The sequence below is a fragment of the Stieleria tagensis genome (assembly GCF_024129865.1).
Taxonomy (GTDB): domain Bacteria; phylum Planctomycetota; class Planctomycetia; order Pirellulales; family Pirellulaceae; genus Stieleria; species Stieleria tagensis.
In genome coordinates, this window is the sequence record NZ_JAMYFE010000019.1 from 53,512 (window position 1) to 70,020 (window position 16,509).

Here is a 16,509-nt window from a genome sequence, read left to right on the forward strand (position 1 = left end):
AACCATGACTTGTTGCGCCCCACGCTACATCGCCGCCGCATTGATTCTGTTGCTCTGGACAGCCAACGATGTTGCTGCGGATCCGTTTCAAGCGGCGCGAGATAAATTGGTCGATGAACGGATCGCGACCGCCGGTGTGGTCGACACCAGGGTGCTCGATGCGATCCGCCGCACGCCCCGACATGAATTCATTCCGCGCAGTCAATGGCCGCGTGCCTATTACGACATGGCGCTGCCGATCGGGCATTCGCAAACCATCAGCAGCCCCTTTATCGTGGCCTCGATGACCGAAGCACTCCAGCCCCAGGCGACCGACAAGGTGCTGGAAATCGGCACCGGCAGTGGCTATCAAGCCGCAGTCCTTAGCCCACTGGTCCAGCACGTTTACACAATCGAGATCGTGCCGGAACTAGGCGAACAAGCCACCGCAACCCTGGCGAAATTAGACTATGAAAACGTTTCCACCCGCGTCGGCGACGGCTTTCAAGGTTGGCCCAGCGCGGCACCGTTCGACAAAATCATCGTGACCTGCAGCCCGGAATCGGTGCCGGTGCCATTGGTCGAACAATTGCGTGACGGCGGCGTGATGATCATTCCGGTTGGCGAACGCTATCAGCAAACATTGTTTCGGATGGTCAAAGTTGACGGCAAACTTCAACGGGAAGCATTGCGCCCGACTCTATTTGTACCGATGACGGGCGCCGCCGAGAACAACCGCAGTGTGTTGCCCGACCCCAAACATCCGGTCGCCGTGAACGGCAATTTCGAAAGCCGACCGGCGGGTGACGAATCCAAATTAGTCGACTTTGTTCCCGGTTGGTATTACGGCCGTCAAGTCTTTCAGGTCACCGGCAAGAGCCCCGACCCGGCGCCGGAAGGAAACGAATACGTTCGCTTTCAAAATGAAACACCGGGACGAAATTCGCACCTGTTGCAAGGCATCGCGATTGACGGCCGCGCGGTGTCACAACTGCGCCTCAGTGGCCACGTGCGGACCGAATCGATCGAAAAAGGTCCCTCGAACGATGCCATGCCGATGATCGCGATCAGTCTGTATGACGAATTGCGTCGCGATTTAGGGACGTTTCATTTGGGCCCCTTCCGTGGCACACGGCCCTGGCGGGAACACAATCGGTTGATCCGCGTGCCGATCACGGCCCGCGAGGCGATTCTGCGTGTCGGCTTGTTCGGGGCAACCGGTAAAGCCGACTTTGACGACGTGCAGATCGAAGCGGTCGATCGTTGACACGCTCGGGTTCTCTATCGCGACGCTCGGGCTCTCTATCGCGATGCTCGGTAGGGCGCCACGACGCGTCCGCCACCCAGTGGCTGAAGCCCGGCGGGCTGTTCGTGGCTGACCGGACGCAGCGACTGGGGCTGAGGCGTGGTTTTTAACCCGCTGCCGATCGGTTGCAGTTGGCCCGCACCACGTTCTCGATGAACATTGCCCCGCACCGGGCGATACGTCGAGCGGTGCGTTTGAGGCGACCGGTGGGATGCCGGACGGATTGCCCCATACGGACGGCGCACGCTGGTCTGGTCATCGCTGAAGGGATCGTTCAAGTTGTCCAGGGCGTCAAAGATCGACCCTTCACTTTTGGGATCCGGATCTTCCAGTGGTGGCTCGGGAGCGTCGGGTGGTTCGACCAGTGGCATGTTCTCGGAGAACGGATCGCGTTGGGGGACAGCCGGAGCGGGCGTCGGCGGAGTCGGATCGACGGGCGCTGGTGGTGGCGTGTCACGGAAACTCGGTTCCGGACGTGACATTTGCATGTTCGGCGGTTCGGATCGTGGTTCGCTGTCACGCAGAACGGGTGCCGGTTCGATCGTCGGCTGAATGTTGCCGGGGCGTGTGGTTCGCGGTTGAACCGAACGTGGCTCAGTCACGCGTGGGGCGACTACCTGCGGTTTGTTGGGCGCCGCTTTGGTTGGCGCTGGTTCCAAGTCTGGTACGGCGGGCAACACCGGGGCCACGACGCGCGGAGTGGTGTTCGGATGGACGCGAGTTTGCGGCGCCGGAATCGGAGCCACGTTTGGCGACGGCACCATGTTGCCATGATAGGGTGGCAACAATGGATCGGCATGCTCGATCGGTGTCATCCACTGACCGGTTGAATCGCAGCCGCCATCGCAGTGGGACTGGCCACATCCCGCGGTGCGGCAGCGGTCGAGACCTAGCACCTGTTCGATGCCGCCGGCGACTGCGTCGAGCGTGTTGATCAACGGATTGTGGTGGAAATACTTTGGTCGGCATTTCCCACAGCCACAGTCCGATGCACCGTCGCACCCGCCGACCGCTGGGCCGACCCCGCACTGTCCGCAATCACAGATCCCTGCACCGCAGCTGGGTTCATAGGTGTCGCACGCAGTCCCGGCCAGGGCTGATTGCGGCGACGCCACGACAGCGACACCCAGGCCAGCCAGCATCGACGCCCCACCGACTAGGGTGGCGATGACACCGCGTCGACTTTGACGCGTCCAATGTGACCATTGGCTGTGACTGAACGACGAACTGCGATTGTCCATGACTGTCTTGCGTCTCATCCGGAAACCTCGTGATAAAATCTCTGCCCCGGCTGAATCTATCGACGCCACAGATTCGGAATGACCACGAGAACCCTTCGTTCCGGCAAACTGAACGCAGATCGCCTAGATTGACAGTCAGGTTGCTGTGGCGGGCGCTGGGCGGTGTGGAAAAATCCAAGAAAACGGCCAGCGGGATCTACGTGCGATGGATTGCCGCAGTCCCCCGCCTGTGGCGATTCTGAATGCCTTGCTGAAATTCTGCCTGCAGCGGCGATGTGTCTCCAAATTCCGCGTTCAAACCGGGGCGATTTTTTTGCAACCAAACGCTAGACTTGCGGTTTTGAGGCCCACTTCCGCTTGCACTTAGAGACATCCGCAGTGAGTTTTGACCCGTTCAACGCCCGCGACCAATTCGAGACTGGAAACGGAAACGCCGCCATTTATCGGCTTAGCAAATTACAAGACGCCGGGCTCGGACCGATCGATCGAATGCCGTTTTCGATCCGAGTGTTACTCGAAGCCGTCCTGCGAAACTGCGATGGATTTTCTGTCAGCGAGGACGACGTCAAGAACTTGGCCGCCTGGAATGCCGCCGCGCCGGCCAAACAAGAGGTCCCGTTCAAACCCTATCGAGTCGTGCTGCAGGACTTCACCGGTGTGCCGGCCGTCGTCGACTTGGCTGCGATGCGATCGGCCATGCAACGTATCGGTGGCGATCCCAACAAAATCAACCCACTGATCCCGGTCGACCTGGTGATCGATCACAGTGTGCAGGTCGACTTCTTTGGCAGCGACAGTGCGCTCGGCCGCAACGTTGAAATGGAATTCGAGCGGAACCGCGAACGCTATGAATTCTTGCGTTGGGGGCAACAGGCGTTTGACAATTTCCGTGTCGTTCCGCCAAACGTCGGTATCGTCCACCAAGTCAACTTGGAATACCTGGCACACGTGGTCGCCATCCGCGACACCGGTGACGGTCCGGTCGCGATGCCCGACACGTTGGTGGGGACCGACAGTCACACCACGATGATCAACGGTTTGGGTGTACTCGGTTGGGGCGTTGGTGGGATCGAAGCCGAAGCCAACATGTTGGGCCAGCCCCTGTACATGTTGATGCCCGAAGTGATCGGATTCGAGCTGACCGGGAAACTTCCCGCCGGTGCCACCGCAACCGACATGGTGTTGCGTGTCGTGGAAATGTTGCGTGCCGAAGGTGTGGTGGGCAAATTTGTTGAATTTTACGGCAGCGGCATGAACGCGATGAGCGTCGCCGACCGGGCGACAATCGCCAACATGGCACCCGAATACGGCGCCACCATGGGCTTTTTTCCGGTCGACAACGTGACATTGGATTACTTGCGACAAACCGGTCGCAGCGAAGCCAACGTGCAATTGGTCGAACGGTATTGCAAAGAACAGGGTCTGTTCCACACCGATGACAGCCCGGCGTTGACCTACACCAAAACGCTGTCGTTGGACCTGGGAACGGTCGAACCGAGCATGGCCGGACCAAAACGTCCGCAAGACCGAATCGCTTTGGCGAACATGAAATCAGCGTTCAACAAATCCTTGACCGCTCCCATCGGCGCGTCCGGATTTGGGTTGAACCCCGGTGACTTGGACCGTTCGGCGACCGTTGAAAACAACGGCCACAGCAGCCAGATCACTCACGGCGCGGTGGTGATCGCCGCCATCACGTCTTGTACCAACACCAGTAATCCCTCGGTCATGATCGGTGCCGGCCTGTTGGCCAAGAAAGCGGCCGAGCGAGGTTTGAAAGTGCCTGACCACGTGAAAACCAGTCTCGCGCCGGGATCGCGTGTGGTCAGCGAATATTTGGACAAAGCCGGGCTGACGGATTCACTAAAGTCACTCGGATTCCACACTGTCGGTTACGGGTGCACCACCTGTATCGGCAACAGTGGCCCGCTTCCCACGCCGGTCGCCAATGCCATCGAATCCGGCGATCTGATCGCCTCGGCCGTACTGAGCGGTAACCGGAACTTCGAAGGCCGCGTCAATCCGCTGACCAAAGCAAACTATCTGGCCAGCCCCCCTTTGGTGGTTGCCTACGCATTGGCCGGGACGACGGATATCGATTTGGTCACCGAACCGCTGGGAACCGACAGCGACGGCAAAGACGTTTTCTTGAAGGAAATTTGGCCGACGGCGGAAGAGATTCAAGAATCGATTCGCACCTCGATCGCGCCGGAAATGTTCACCAGCCAATACAACGCTGCGGTCGAAGGCAACGAGCCATGGAACGCGATCGAAGCCGCTGTGGGCGCGATCTATCCCTGGAACGACGCCAGCACCTACATCCATCACCCGCCGTTCTTGGACCAAGTGACCGGAGATGCGATTCCGGCAATCGGTCCGATCAAGGGCGCCCGTTGTTTGATTTTGCTAGGTGATACGGTCACGACCGACCACATCTCGCCAGCCGGGGCGATCGCCACCGATGGACCCGCCGGTGCATTTTTGCAAGACAGCGGCGTACCGGTCCGTGAATTCAACAGTTTCGGATCGCGACGCGGCAATGACTTGGTGATGGTCCGCGGAACGTTTGCCAACATTCGGATCCGCAACCAGCTGGCACCGGGAACCGAAGGCGGTGTGACACGCTATCTGCCCACCGGCGAAGTGACCAGCATTTACGACGCGTCGATGAAGTACCAGTCCGAAGGCACGCCGTTGATCGTGATGGCCGGTGCAGAATACGGTACCGGCAGCAGCCGTGACTGGGCGGCCAAAGGCACGATGTTGCTGGGCGTCAAAGCCGTGATCACGGCAAGCTATGAACGCATCCACCGCAGCAACCTGGTCGGCATGGGAGTGTTGCCGTTGGAATTCGCCGACGGAAAATCCTGGCAAGCACTGGGTTTGACCGGTGAAGAAACCTACGACATTCCAGACCTCTCGGACGACCTGCAGCCGCGCAGTACCATCAGCGTCACGGCCACGGCCGACGACGGGACGGTCACGAAATTTGACTGTGTGGTTCGCATCGATACCCCGGTCGAACTGCAGTACTATCGCAACGGCGGAATCCTTCCCACCGTCCTTCGCAATCTCGCGCAAGCCTAATAGAGAAACACAACATGAGTGATATTCACACCCAATACGACGACGTCGAAAAGCTGATCGACGAAGAAAAATTCAGCGAAGCCATCGACGGACTCAATGCGATCCTGGCCGAAGACGAGAGCTTTGTGCTCGGTCACCTGGCACTGGCTCGGGTCTATACCAAAACTGGCCAACACGCCGAAGCAATTCAGCACGGCGAAAAGGCGTGCGAACTGGAACCCACCGATCCGTTTAATTTCACCGCTCTGAGCGTTACCTACCAGCGCGCCTGGGCGGGAACTCAGGAACAGCTTTACATCACCAAAGCGGAAGACGCGATGGCCAAGGCGCAAATGCTGCAATCCCAGGGCTGATCAGGCGTCGGGAACGACGTATTCAAAGTGCGGCTGGACTTCCGCTACCGACGGCAGTCCCGCACGGCGTAACATCGCGTCGACTTCGGTTCGGCGTGTCTGGGGGTCAGACGGGCCCGCGACCGATTCTGCAGTCGCGTCGTCATCCGTGGTTTGCGCGGCTGTGACCGCAGCCATTCGGGCGGCAAAGCCACGCCGCCATTTCGCTTCGACCCATTTGAATACGATCACCACCACCGCCACGATGATCCCAATCGTGATCGCGCCTGTTTTCCAGTTGCCGGAAACCAACGCAAAGATCGCGAACGGCAAACAGAACAAAATGGTCAGTGCACGGACGATTCGCACGACGACCCCTTTGAATGATTGACCGATTTCACCCAACAGCAGCTGCGGGTCGATCCTGGCATTGGATAAGAGTGCCGGAACTACGCTTCCGAGCGCTTGGTTGACTGGAAACGGTTTTCCGGCCGGACCACTGAACTGGCATTGTTGTTGATAACCGTCCAGCGGGACCAGTTGCACCTTCCAATCACCCCAGGCTGACGTCATCGCACTGGCGACGGCCGAGATCTGACGCCCGCCCCACAGGTGAAGCGTGTGTTGGGATTGGTCGATCCAGATCCCCTCGATCACACTGCATTCGGCAGGGATCTCCGTCGACGGCAGACCCATCAGCCGCTCCAACGGGGCGCGCTCATTGGTGATTAAATCCAACGTCAATTCGCTCAGCAATCGATGGTGGACCACGTTTTCTTCATCCAGCAGGGTCACCCAAGCCACTGGGCCGTCGTCATCAGCGTCGGGATCAAATTGCTCCGCGACGTCAGCTTCCTCATCCAAATCATCCGGTCGATCCGACAGCGCATCGACTCCATCAGCATGAATTCGCAGCACACCATCAGCTGGCTGGTTGATCGACTGGCCGGCCGCGATTTCTAAATCCGACAATCCGTCGGTGGCGTAAATGATTTCAAAATCGGGCCAGGCCTGCTGGATCAATTGGTCCAGTAACTGGATCGACTTGGGATGGTTGGTGATGCCGTAGGTCGAATACCACAGCAATGCGTTGGCGTCGTAGTCGACGACAACACCGGCATCACAGGCGGTGTCAAATTCATCCACCGGGTTTCGCTGGCGCAGCCACTTTTCCAGAGCGTTTGGCCCCCAGACCAGGTTGCGCGCAAACAAAGCCGACCCACACGGATCGCGGAACAGCGTTGTTTCCCCATCACGGATCAACGCAATCATTGCGGGTTCAATCATCGGCAGCAGTCTGTTCCATTGGCGGTTGCCAAGCCACACGTCCACCTTGTTGGATGTGCGCCTGGAGCGACCGTTTAAGTTGATTCACGACGTCGGGGTGTTTCGCGACCACGTTCTCGGTTTCTTGTGGATCGGACGACAAATCATACAGTTCATACGGCGTGAAGGGGTCATTACGCAGCAGTTTCCACTTGCCGCGGATCACCGCGTGATAGGCACTGCCCACGTAGCGGTTGTTGCCTTCGCGACGGACAAAGTACAGTTCACGCGGCGCGTCCGGCATCGCTGCCCCCCGCAGGATCGGCATCAAACTGACAGCGTCGGTTTCCGCATCGGGTTTTGCACCCGCCAATTCAAGGAAGGTGGCATTCAAATCAAAGGTCAATCCGGCGTAATCACAAGTCGTCCCGGCCCGTTTCGCGTCGGTCAGACGGATAATAAACGGAACCCGCAGCCCCCCGTCGTAGTGACTCTGTTTGCCATCTCGCCACGGCAAATTGCGCTGGCCGTGCGGTAGTGAACCACCATTGTCAGACGTGAATGCGACGACCGTGTTTTGACTCAATCCCAAGGCATCGAGTTGTTCCAGCAGTGTTCCCAGGTTGTGATCCAAGTGTTCCACAAAGGCAACGTTGTGGGCGCGTTTGTCATCCAGGTCAGGAAAGCGTTGCCGGGTGCGATCCAACCAATCGGCGGGCGGTTGGATTGGGAAGTGAGGCGCGTTGTAAGCCAAGTACAGAAAAAAAGGTTGATCAGCAGACTCGCTGCGTTTTCGTAGATAGTCGATCGACCACTGCGTGAACAATTCCGTGGCGTGCCCCCGGGGCTCAATCGTCTGCTGGTTTTTTCGCATGAAGTTGATTCCGCCCCGCAGGTGCGTGTAGTAATCATCCATCATGTCGCCCAGAAATCCGTGAAAGAAATCGAACCCACGTTCGTTCGGCGTGTTCGGTGTCTGTAATCCCAAATGCCACTTACCGACGATTGCCGTGTGGTATCCCGAATGCCCCAGGCGATCGGCCAGCGTGGGCACGCCGGCAGCTAAATGCCCCCAGGAATTTTCAGGACTGGTACGGATCACGCCGGGCACCCCCACCCGGTCGGCATAACGTCCGGTCAGCAATGCAGCTCGCGTCGGTGAACAAACCGTGCAATTGGCACGCATCGACGAGAATGTGATCCCTTGGGTTGCCAATCGATCCAAGTTCGGCGTCTGAATGTCCGGGGCGCCTTGATAACTCACATCACCAAAACCTAAGTCGTCGGCCAGGATCAGGATCAAATTCGGACGCGTCGCGGCGACCGCCAGATGGGTGAGCGAGACCAGTAACAGCAAGACAAAGAATCGAAGCATGGCAGCCAATGGAAAATGGATCTGACGCAGGACAATTGATGCGCCAAAATCATAGCAGGTTCCTGTGCAAATCATTGCGTATCGCGCAACCGTTTGCAGCATTGCGGAGATGAGAGATTGGTCCCAACGGCAAACCGACACGCATTGCGACAGGAAAATGCCGCTTGATTCACCGCTGTCGACTGCCAAAACGACGGATCTTCGTTGCGACATTCATTTTTGGTGCGGGTTTCCATCGTTTGGCATGAGCCCTGCTTTCGCTACCTGCCAGAAAGATCATCAACGACTGATCCAAAGGCGGATTTGGTCAGGCCAAATGAGATCGGATTCTATGACCGTCGCGATAGGCGACCAGATGATCTTGCCGATCAACCGAATTGAGGGAATCAAACATGTCACAACACTCGAAAAAATCACGCACCCGCACGCTGGTGGCCGTGGCTTCTCTGGTGGTCGTCTTAACCGGCGCCAATCTGGCTCAGGCGTCTCACTCACGGAGCACCATTGAACGTCGCCAACATCCAGGCCACGGACTGTTCGAAGCTCACCAATCGCACCGACAACAGACCGCCGTCCGTGTCGTTCGCCCTGCGGTGGTTCGCCCCGTCGTCGTTCAAGGCTAGCGGTCACATGAGCGAATCCGCGTATGACGTTTGGCTTCATCGACGTCGTCACCGCGGTGCATCGCCGACGTTTGTTCTAACCGGAAATTCTATTTTCAAACAAATCTGTTTCACACTCGTTCTGACAAGCCGAAAGGCTTGAGGAGATCACCATGAAGGCTCGTTCACTCACTCTTTCACTAACCACTGCACTGCTAGCCGGTTCGGCCTACGACGCTCGGGCGGCGCTGGCACTGGAAAAGCACGGACACGCGGCAACGCAAATGGCGGCTTTGACGGAGAATGATCAGCAACTCGAACATCAACGAGCCCTTGCCGAGGCCCGGCAGACGGTGGGCTTGCGGCTGCAGTACGACAACTGATTTAGCGACGGGCCAATAGGAACACCGCCACGCCGGTCCAGACAAAACTGAAACCGACCAGCGTGGCGCTCGAGAGAGGTTCGCCGAAATAGAACACGCCGACGATGAACTGCAGCGTCGGCCCGACGTATTGCAACACGCCGATCAATGACAGAGGCGCGCGTTGGGTGGCCGCGGAAAACAGTGCTAGCGGCACCAACGTGAATAGACCGCCCAAAATCAACAACCAATCTTTGTTGACATCCCCTTTGCCAAAATCGCCGCCACCGGACTGATAGATCCAGGCCAAATAGATCAACGTCGGCACCACCAACACGGACGTTTCCAGCACTAGTCCGTTCATCGCGTCCAATCGGGCGCGTTTCTTGATCAACGCGTATCCGGCAAAGGAAGTGGCCATCGCCAGCGAGACCCAGGGGACTTCGCCGGCAGCATACGTCATCACCAGCACTCCGATGGCGGCCAGCCCGATCGCGAACCACCGCGATCGGCTCAAATGTTCGCCCAACACAACCACACCCAACAGCACGTTCAGCAGTGGGTTGATGTAGTAGCCCAGTGAGGACAGCAGCACACGATCATGCGTGACCGCCCACAAAAACGCCAGCCAATTGATGGCGATCAAGCCGCCGGCCATGCCATAGGTCACCCAGGTCTGTCGCTGTCGCAAAGCTGCCAGCAGCGACTGGCGGTAGTCCCGACTGCCTCGTTGGAAGCGAAACACCGCAACCAATAACGAGAACACGAACGCCCAAACCACCCGGTGCCCGACCAGCTCCGCCGCCGGCGTCCCCCGCAACAAACTCCAATAGATCGGGAATACCCCCCAGATCGTGTTGGCAGCCACAGCGAAGAAGATTCCCCAACGGGTCGATGCAGACATGCGATAAATTGGGGGATCCTGGCGTTTGAGCCAATTGAGGACGAAAACGAAGCACGCGAGGATGACCGGACAGATCGCGGTAACTTCGCCGATCTTGGAAAACGAACCAGTGGGGGACGGGTATAATTCCGGGGAAACGTCGTTTGAATGCTTAGGGGTGCGTCAAAATTGCGAGGCATCCAATTGCGCTTTCGCGTGGGGCATTGGATTTTGTTAACCCGAAGCGTCAGCGAGGGATCCGGTTCACACCCTAAATCCCTCGCTCACGTGTCGGGTTGTGATGAAAATCGCAACTTCAACGGTGCTGGTGTGGAGGATTGCTCCGACTCGGGTGAGGGTTTTCTGCGAAGAATAAAGCCGGTCGGATAAATCCTCCACACCAACTTGCGACCGGCTAACTAAATCAACAGCCCGTCACGCGTCGGGTTACCATAAAAACGCAACTTCAAAACATCAAAGCAGGGCCCTGTTGGCAATGCTTTACCATGGCGTCAAAACGACATCACAACCGCAATAAGCTGCTCCATGCGAATCCTCGATTTCATCAAGCCGAACGAGCTCTCGCGAGTGGCGCGGTTGCAAGTGCTCGCACGCGAAATCGTCGAAGGCTACTGCAGTGGTCGACACCGTTCACCGCACAAAGGGTTCAGTGTCGAATTCAAAGAACACCGGCAATATGTTCCGGGTGATGAACTCAAGAACATCGACTGGAAAGCTTTTGGCAAAAGCGACCGGCTGTTCATCCGCCAGTATGAAGAAGAAACCAATCTGCGCTGTCTGCTACTGGTCGACCAAAGTGGTTCGATGGCCTATGCGGGGACTCGCAGTGTCGATGGGCTCAGCAAACACGAATACGCGGTGCGTCTATCGGCGGCGTTTGCCTATTTGATGTTGGGACAGCAAGACCCGGTCGGACTGATCACCTTTGACAATGACATTCGTCGCCAAGTCCCGTTGCGCAGCCGGCCGTCGCACCTGCAACCGATCCTGTCGGCCTTGGTCGCCGATCAAACACGGCTGGAAACCGATTTGGGCAGTGTGTTTCGCAAGCTTGCTCCGAAAGTCGGCCGCCGCGGTCTGATCGTGATCGTTTCCGATTCGATGGGCGATGTGGAATCGATCTCCCGCGCCCTTGCGCAATTTCGAGCAAGCCGACACGAAGTCATCTTCTTTCAAATCCTGGATCCGGACGAAGTCGATTTTCCGTTTTCCGGTCGCATCCAGTTCCGAGATCTGGAAAACGCGATCGGGGAACAAACCGTGGACGCGGCTTCGATTCAAAAGGCCTATCGTGACCGCTTGCAAGAGCACAACGAGGCGTTGCGCGAGGCTTGTCGACGCAGTCGTGTCGATCTGATCCCGATCACCACCGATCAACCGTTTACAGATGTGGTCCATGAGTACGTGGCAGCGAGGAGACGAATCGTTCGATGAGTCTGCTTAATGCCGCACTCGCCTTTGGCGCGTTTGCATTTACGATTCCCTTGGTCATTCACCTGTTGTTTCGATCGCGTTTTAAAACGGTCGACTGGGGGGCAATGCATCTACTGGACAGTATGCTGCGCACCAATCGACGTCGCATGCAGGTGACCCATTGGTTGCTCTTGTTGCTGCGCTGTCTGATCCCAGTGGTGTTGGCGTTCTGCATGGCGCGTCCGGTGTGGACTTGGTTTCGTGCCCTCGCCGGTGACGCGCCGCGGACCTTGGTCGTTGCACTGGACGATTCTCGCAGTATGTCCGCCACACCGTCCGGTCGACCGTCGCGAATCGAAGTGGCAAAGCAGCAGATCGGCGATGTCTTGGCGGATCTCTCGCGGCGAGATGAAGTGATTTTGGTGCGTGGATCGCGACTGGGCGCCGTGCCTGCCAAGATGGGCGTGGCCGATGCGCTTTCGGCACTGCGAAAAGTGGATGCCAGCGGGGGTGCGGTTTCGATCGGGCAACTGCTCGATGCGGCCCGCCAAGCCGCCGAAGACGCATCGCACTCTCGCCGCCAGATCCTGTTGGTCTCGGATTTCCAAAGTAACGCGGTCGATGCATCGACGTTGGAGCTGGCTTCGCAGATTGAAACCGCTGCGGCGGCAGAACCAGAATCCGATCCCGCTGCGGGCTTGGTGATTGATCTGCTGAACGTCGGCAACGGCTCCGCGGACCTCAACAACCTCTCGATCGATTCGGTCACGGTGGATTCACCGGTTGTGGTCAGTCGCCGCTCGGGGGTTTACAGTGCCACGATCCGCAATGCATTTGATTTGCCGGCGAACGATTTGCGTCTGGTGTGGTCGATCGACGGCAATCCGCTGGAACCACGTGTGATTTCGATCGAAGCAAATTCGAGCGTTACCAATCGACTGACACACAGCATCGATCACCCGGGCACGCACCAGATCACCGCCGCGATCAGCCGCGCCGACAACATGCTTGCTGACAATCAACGCAGTGTGGCAGTGGAGGTGATGCAAGAGGTAAACGTGTTGTTGGTCGATGGCAAACCCGCCAATCAACCGCTCGCCGGCCAGGCCGACTTTCTAGCAATTTCGCTTAGCCCGTTCGCATTCGGCGGCGATGATCGCCCCGACCCGGTGCGTGCAGCGGTGGTCAGCAGTCGCAAATTCGAACAGGCGTTCAAGGAACAGGACGTTCGCGTCATCATTTTGGCGGACGTGGGGAAATTGACCGACTCGGTCAAGCGACAGATCAGCGATTTTGTCGACGACGGCGGCTCGCTGGTCGTTTTTGATGGGCCCGACGTGCGGCCTGATCTGTACAACGAACCCTGGGCCGGGTCACACTCGAACCTGCGGTTTCCCGCCAAGCTGGGCGAGGTTCAGGGCGAATCAAGATCAGCTGCTGGCAAGAATCAAAACCAATATTCGATCGACCAACCGGCATCCTTCTACCGGCCTTGGCAGGTGCTATCGCGAGGTGACGAAAATCCGTTGAGTGATGTCGATGTGTCCGCCTATCGGAAGCTGGAATTGAACGTTCATGACACGTCGTCGGCATCGAACGCAGTGGTCCTGTTGCGCAGCGGCGACGGTGCTCCGTTGGCGGTCAGCGAAAAACAGGGCGCCGGCACCGTGATTCAGTTTGCCATCTCCGGCAACGATGCCTGGACCAACCTTCCCTTGCGTCCCGTGTTCTTGCCACTGATCCAACAAATGGTGCTGGATCTGGCGGGCAAACAAACCGACGCGATGATCGACGTCGGACAGCCGATCGTTCTCTCCGAGAGTGACTGGCCGCAACCGATCCAGAAATTTGAAACCGCCACACGAACCACCTACACATTGCAAACACCGCGAGGGGAAACCGAATTGGATCCACCGCCCGACGGCGATCCCATCCGCATCACGGCGACCTACTCGCCCGGTGTCTACCGGATCCAACGTCGCACCGTCGCTGTCGCCGATCCACAGCACAGCGAATCGGTGGTGCTGATGCGGGTCGCTGGTGTCGATGCGTCGGAATCCCTGTTGGTCGATGTCGGCCCAGAGCGTTTGAACCGTCTGGCACAACTGCTCGGCGCCGGTGTGTTCGAAAACGCAGACTCCTTGAAAGCGGTTGATCACACGCGATCCAATGGCCGAGAAATTTGGCGTTGGCTGCTGGCGCTGTTACTGGTTGCCCTGGTTGCTGAACTGTGGTTGCAACAAAATTTGGTACGACGGCGAACCATGGAGACGGCGCGATGATCGCAACTCATCTTGCATCGATCCGTTTCGCTGGTGATCTACCGGTCTGGATCGTCTTGACGCTGGCGCTGTTGGCGTTCGCCGGCGTCGTGGTTCTGTATCGCCGCGAAACGAATTCGCTGGCCCGTCCTTACAGTTACCTACTGCCCGCCCTGCGCGCGACGGCCGTCGGATTGGTGGTTTTGATGTTGGCGGGCCCGGTGTGGCACCATCGGCAAGTGGTGGGCACCCTTGGTCGAGTCGTGTTTGCAGTCGATACCTCGCACAGCATGTCGTTGGGCGACAGTCGCTCTGGCGACACGGTGGAAAACCGTTTGCAGCGGGCATCGGGATGGCTTCTCGGCAACGCAACGCGACCGGGTTGGTTGGAATCGATCGCCAACACCCATGCGATCGATGTGGTCAGATTCGATAGCGGAAAACCAATCTCGATCTGGTCTTCTGATGACGGCACGCCGATTCCCCAAACGTTCGACTGGGCAGCGGAGGGATCCGGCACGGATTTGACGTCACCATTGTCGGCAACGCTGTCGGAAATGAACTTGAATGCATCACCCACCGACGATGCCGAAGAAACCGATTCGGTGCGTCGAGCCGCTGTTGTGATCATGTCCGATGGGCGACAAACCGAATCGCAGCAACGTTCCGCCCCGGCGATCGCCAAACAGTTGTCGGCCGGTGGGACCACCGTGAACACGTTGGGATTTGGATCGGTTGATGAACCACCGGACGTCGGGATCGTGGAAGTGATCCGCCCCGAAACGGTGGCCGCCGAAGGCAAATTGGCGGGGCAGATGATCGTCAAGCGTTTCGGCGGCGCGGGCAAACCGGTGACCGTACGAATCGAAGCCGACGGCCAGACCGTGTGGCAGCGATCCGTCACGTTTTCCGACACGGTGCAAATGTCGGTGCCCTTCGAAATCGACGTCGGTACCCTGGTCGACTCGATGCGTGACCGTTCACCGCGGGGGATCGATCGCACCAACGAAGTGCTGCGGTTGGTCGCCAAAGTGGATGCCGACGAAACGGATTTCACAGCTGACAACAATTCCGCTCCGTTCCGCGTCGCCGCCTCAACACGTAATCGGCGGTTGTTGATCATGGATGGCTCGAGTCGCTGGGAGACTCGGTATCTGAAAAACCTATTCGCGCGTGATCCGGCTTGGCATGCAGACGTGCTGTTGTTCGGTCCCGGTACGTCCAATCCAAAACTTCCCCGCGGTGATCAACCCGGCCAGTTTCCCAGCACTGCCATTGGCATTTCGCAGTACGATGCCATCGTGATCGGCGAAATCGATGTGGACCAGTTAACCACCCAAGATCGGGATCGGATCGTCCGCTTTGTTGCCGCCGGCGGTGGATTGGTGATCATTGATGGCCGTCACCAGACGTTGCGTTCGCTGGTTCAATCCGAATTCGGCGAACTGATGCCGGTGCGCTATTTGGGCGCCGATTCCGAATCACTGCCCAAGCACCTGCACGCAAGCAGTGAGGGATTGGAACAACCGGCGCTGGGGTTGATCGATCAATCCGATCAACTGGCGGATTTTTGGCAATCGTTGCCGGCACCCAAGTGGAGCGCAAACGTCGAACTGACCGAAGGCGCCGAATCGTGGGCGGAAACCGTTTTTGAAGACGGTCATCACTCACCTTGGCTGGCCACCCGGATGTATGGGGCCGGCCGCGTATTCTATTTTGCCTCGGATCAAACCTGGCGTTGGCGGTACAAAGTCGCCGATCGATTCCACGCCCGATTTTGGAACCAATTGGTCGTCGCGGCGATGGAACCACCCTATTCGGCCAGCGATCAATTCGTCTCGATCGGTACCGACAAAGTCGAATACCGTGGCGGTGAATCGATTGCGGTCCGAGCACGACTGCGTGATGTACGCGGCAACCCGATGCAGGATGCCACGGTCGACGCCATCGTGATGCAAGAGGGCAACATCGTTGCCAGCGTGCCACTGTCGGCGGACAACCCGACGCGTGGCACCTATGCCGGTTCCGTCCCCTCGCTACCAACCGGTGAGTATTCGATTCGGATTCGTGCCAGCGGGTTTGACGAATCCGCGTTGCTGGCGTCGACGCCGGTCTGGGTGGCCAAACGCGACAATTCAGAAATGCGACGGATGAGTTTGGACGAGGATTCGCTGCGTCAGATCGCTGCCGCCGGTGCGGGTGTGTACGTGCATGAATCCGATTCGGCAAACATGCTGGAACATCTAAAACCACTTTCCAGCGGTACGGTGATCGAATCCGACACGGTGTTGTGGCAGTCCTACTTGTGGTTTTGCTCGATCATCGGCTTGCTGGCGATCGAATGGTGGTGTCGTAAACGAGCCGGTTTGGTTTAGTCGACA

The 16,509-nt window shown here is 58.1% G+C and carries 12 protein-coding genes; 8 read left to right on the forward strand and 4 right to left on the reverse strand.

From position 1 onward, the window contains the following. Positions 1-4 precede the first annotated feature (4 nt). The gene (locus NHH03_RS03185) at positions 5-1,246 is read left to right on the forward strand and encodes a protein-L-isoaspartate(D-aspartate) O-methyltransferase (RefSeq protein WP_253154295.1); all 1,242 of its coding nucleotides are present in this window, start codon (positions 5-7) and stop codon (positions 1,244-1,246) included. A 35-nt stretch (positions 1,247-1,281) separates the two neighbouring features. Here the strand turns inward: NHH03_RS03185 and NHH03_RS03190 are convergent, their stop codons facing one another. Then, positions 1,282-2,544 (reverse strand): hypothetical protein, encoded by a 1,263-nt coding sequence (locus NHH03_RS03190; RefSeq protein WP_253154296.1) that lies wholly within the window; start codon positions 2,542-2,544, stop codon positions 1,282-1,284. 360 nt (positions 2,545-2,904) lie between these two features. On the opposite strand from NHH03_RS03190, the gene acnA reads away from it, so the two are divergent. Both acnA and NHH03_RS03200 read left to right on the forward strand, forming a co-directional pair. Beyond that, entirely contained in the window at positions 2,905-5,613 is a 2,709-nt protein-coding gene (gene acnA / locus NHH03_RS03195; protein WP_253154297.1) for an aconitate hydratase AcnA, read from the forward strand. A gap of 14 nt (positions 5,614-5,627) precedes the next feature. Beyond that, complete coding sequence (locus tag NHH03_RS03200; RefSeq protein ID WP_253154298.1) at positions 5,628-5,966, forward strand: tetratricopeptide repeat protein; 339 nt, start codon at positions 5,628-5,630, stop codon at positions 5,964-5,966. Here the strand turns inward: NHH03_RS03200 and NHH03_RS03205 are convergent, their stop codons facing one another. Then, entirely contained in the window at positions 5,967-7,232 is a 1,266-nt protein-coding gene (locus NHH03_RS03205; protein WP_253154299.1) for a hypothetical protein, read from the reverse strand. Then, positions 7,225-8,799 carry a sulfatase-like hydrolase/transferase gene (locus NHH03_RS03210; RefSeq protein WP_253154300.1) on the reverse strand — a complete coding sequence of 525 codons (1,575 nt, stop codon included), beginning with the start codon at positions 8,797-8,799 and terminating at the stop codon, positions 7,225-7,227. Before NHH03_RS03210 ends, NHH03_RS03205 begins: the two co-directional genes overlap by 8 nt. Before the next feature lie 179 nt (positions 8,800-8,978). On the opposite strand from NHH03_RS03210, the gene NHH03_RS03215 reads away from it, so the two are divergent. Further along, positions 8,979-9,209: a hypothetical protein gene (locus NHH03_RS03215; RefSeq protein WP_253154301.1), complete on the forward strand. Its 231-nt coding sequence runs from the start codon at positions 8,979-8,981 to the stop codon at positions 9,207-9,209. A 152-nt stretch (positions 9,210-9,361) separates the two neighbouring features. After that, entirely contained in the window at positions 9,362-9,571 is a 210-nt protein-coding gene (locus NHH03_RS03220) for a hypothetical protein (protein ID WP_253154302.1), read from the forward strand. Position 9,572: 1 nt separating this feature from the next. Here NHH03_RS03220 and rarD read toward each other — a convergent pair whose 3' ends face one another. Further along, the gene (gene rarD / locus NHH03_RS03225; RefSeq protein WP_253154303.1) at positions 9,573-10,454 is read right to left on the reverse strand and encodes an EamA family transporter RarD; all 882 of its coding nucleotides are present in this window, start codon (positions 10,452-10,454) and stop codon (positions 9,573-9,575) included. 525 nt (positions 10,455-10,979) lie between these two features. Between rarD and NHH03_RS03230 the strand changes: the two genes are divergently transcribed. From NHH03_RS03230 to NHH03_RS03240, 3 genes are read left to right on the forward strand one after another with little or no spacing between them, the layout of a single operon-like run. Next, a complete protein-coding gene (locus NHH03_RS03230) occupies positions 10,980-11,888 on the forward strand; it encodes a DUF58 domain-containing protein (RefSeq protein WP_253154304.1) in 909 nt (302 codons plus the stop codon). After that, positions 11,885-14,149 carry a BatA domain-containing protein gene (locus tag NHH03_RS03235; RefSeq protein WP_253154305.1) on the forward strand — a complete coding sequence of 755 codons (2,265 nt, stop codon included), beginning with the start codon at positions 11,885-11,887 and terminating at the stop codon, positions 14,147-14,149. The genes NHH03_RS03230 and NHH03_RS03235 overlap by 4 nt, the downstream gene beginning before the upstream one ends. Further along, positions 14,146-16,503 (forward strand): DUF7408 domain-containing protein, encoded by a 2,358-nt coding sequence (locus tag NHH03_RS03240; protein WP_253154306.1) that lies wholly within the window; start codon positions 14,146-14,148, stop codon positions 16,501-16,503. The genes NHH03_RS03235 and NHH03_RS03240 overlap by 4 nt, the downstream gene beginning before the upstream one ends. Positions 16,504-16,509 lie beyond the last annotated feature (6 nt).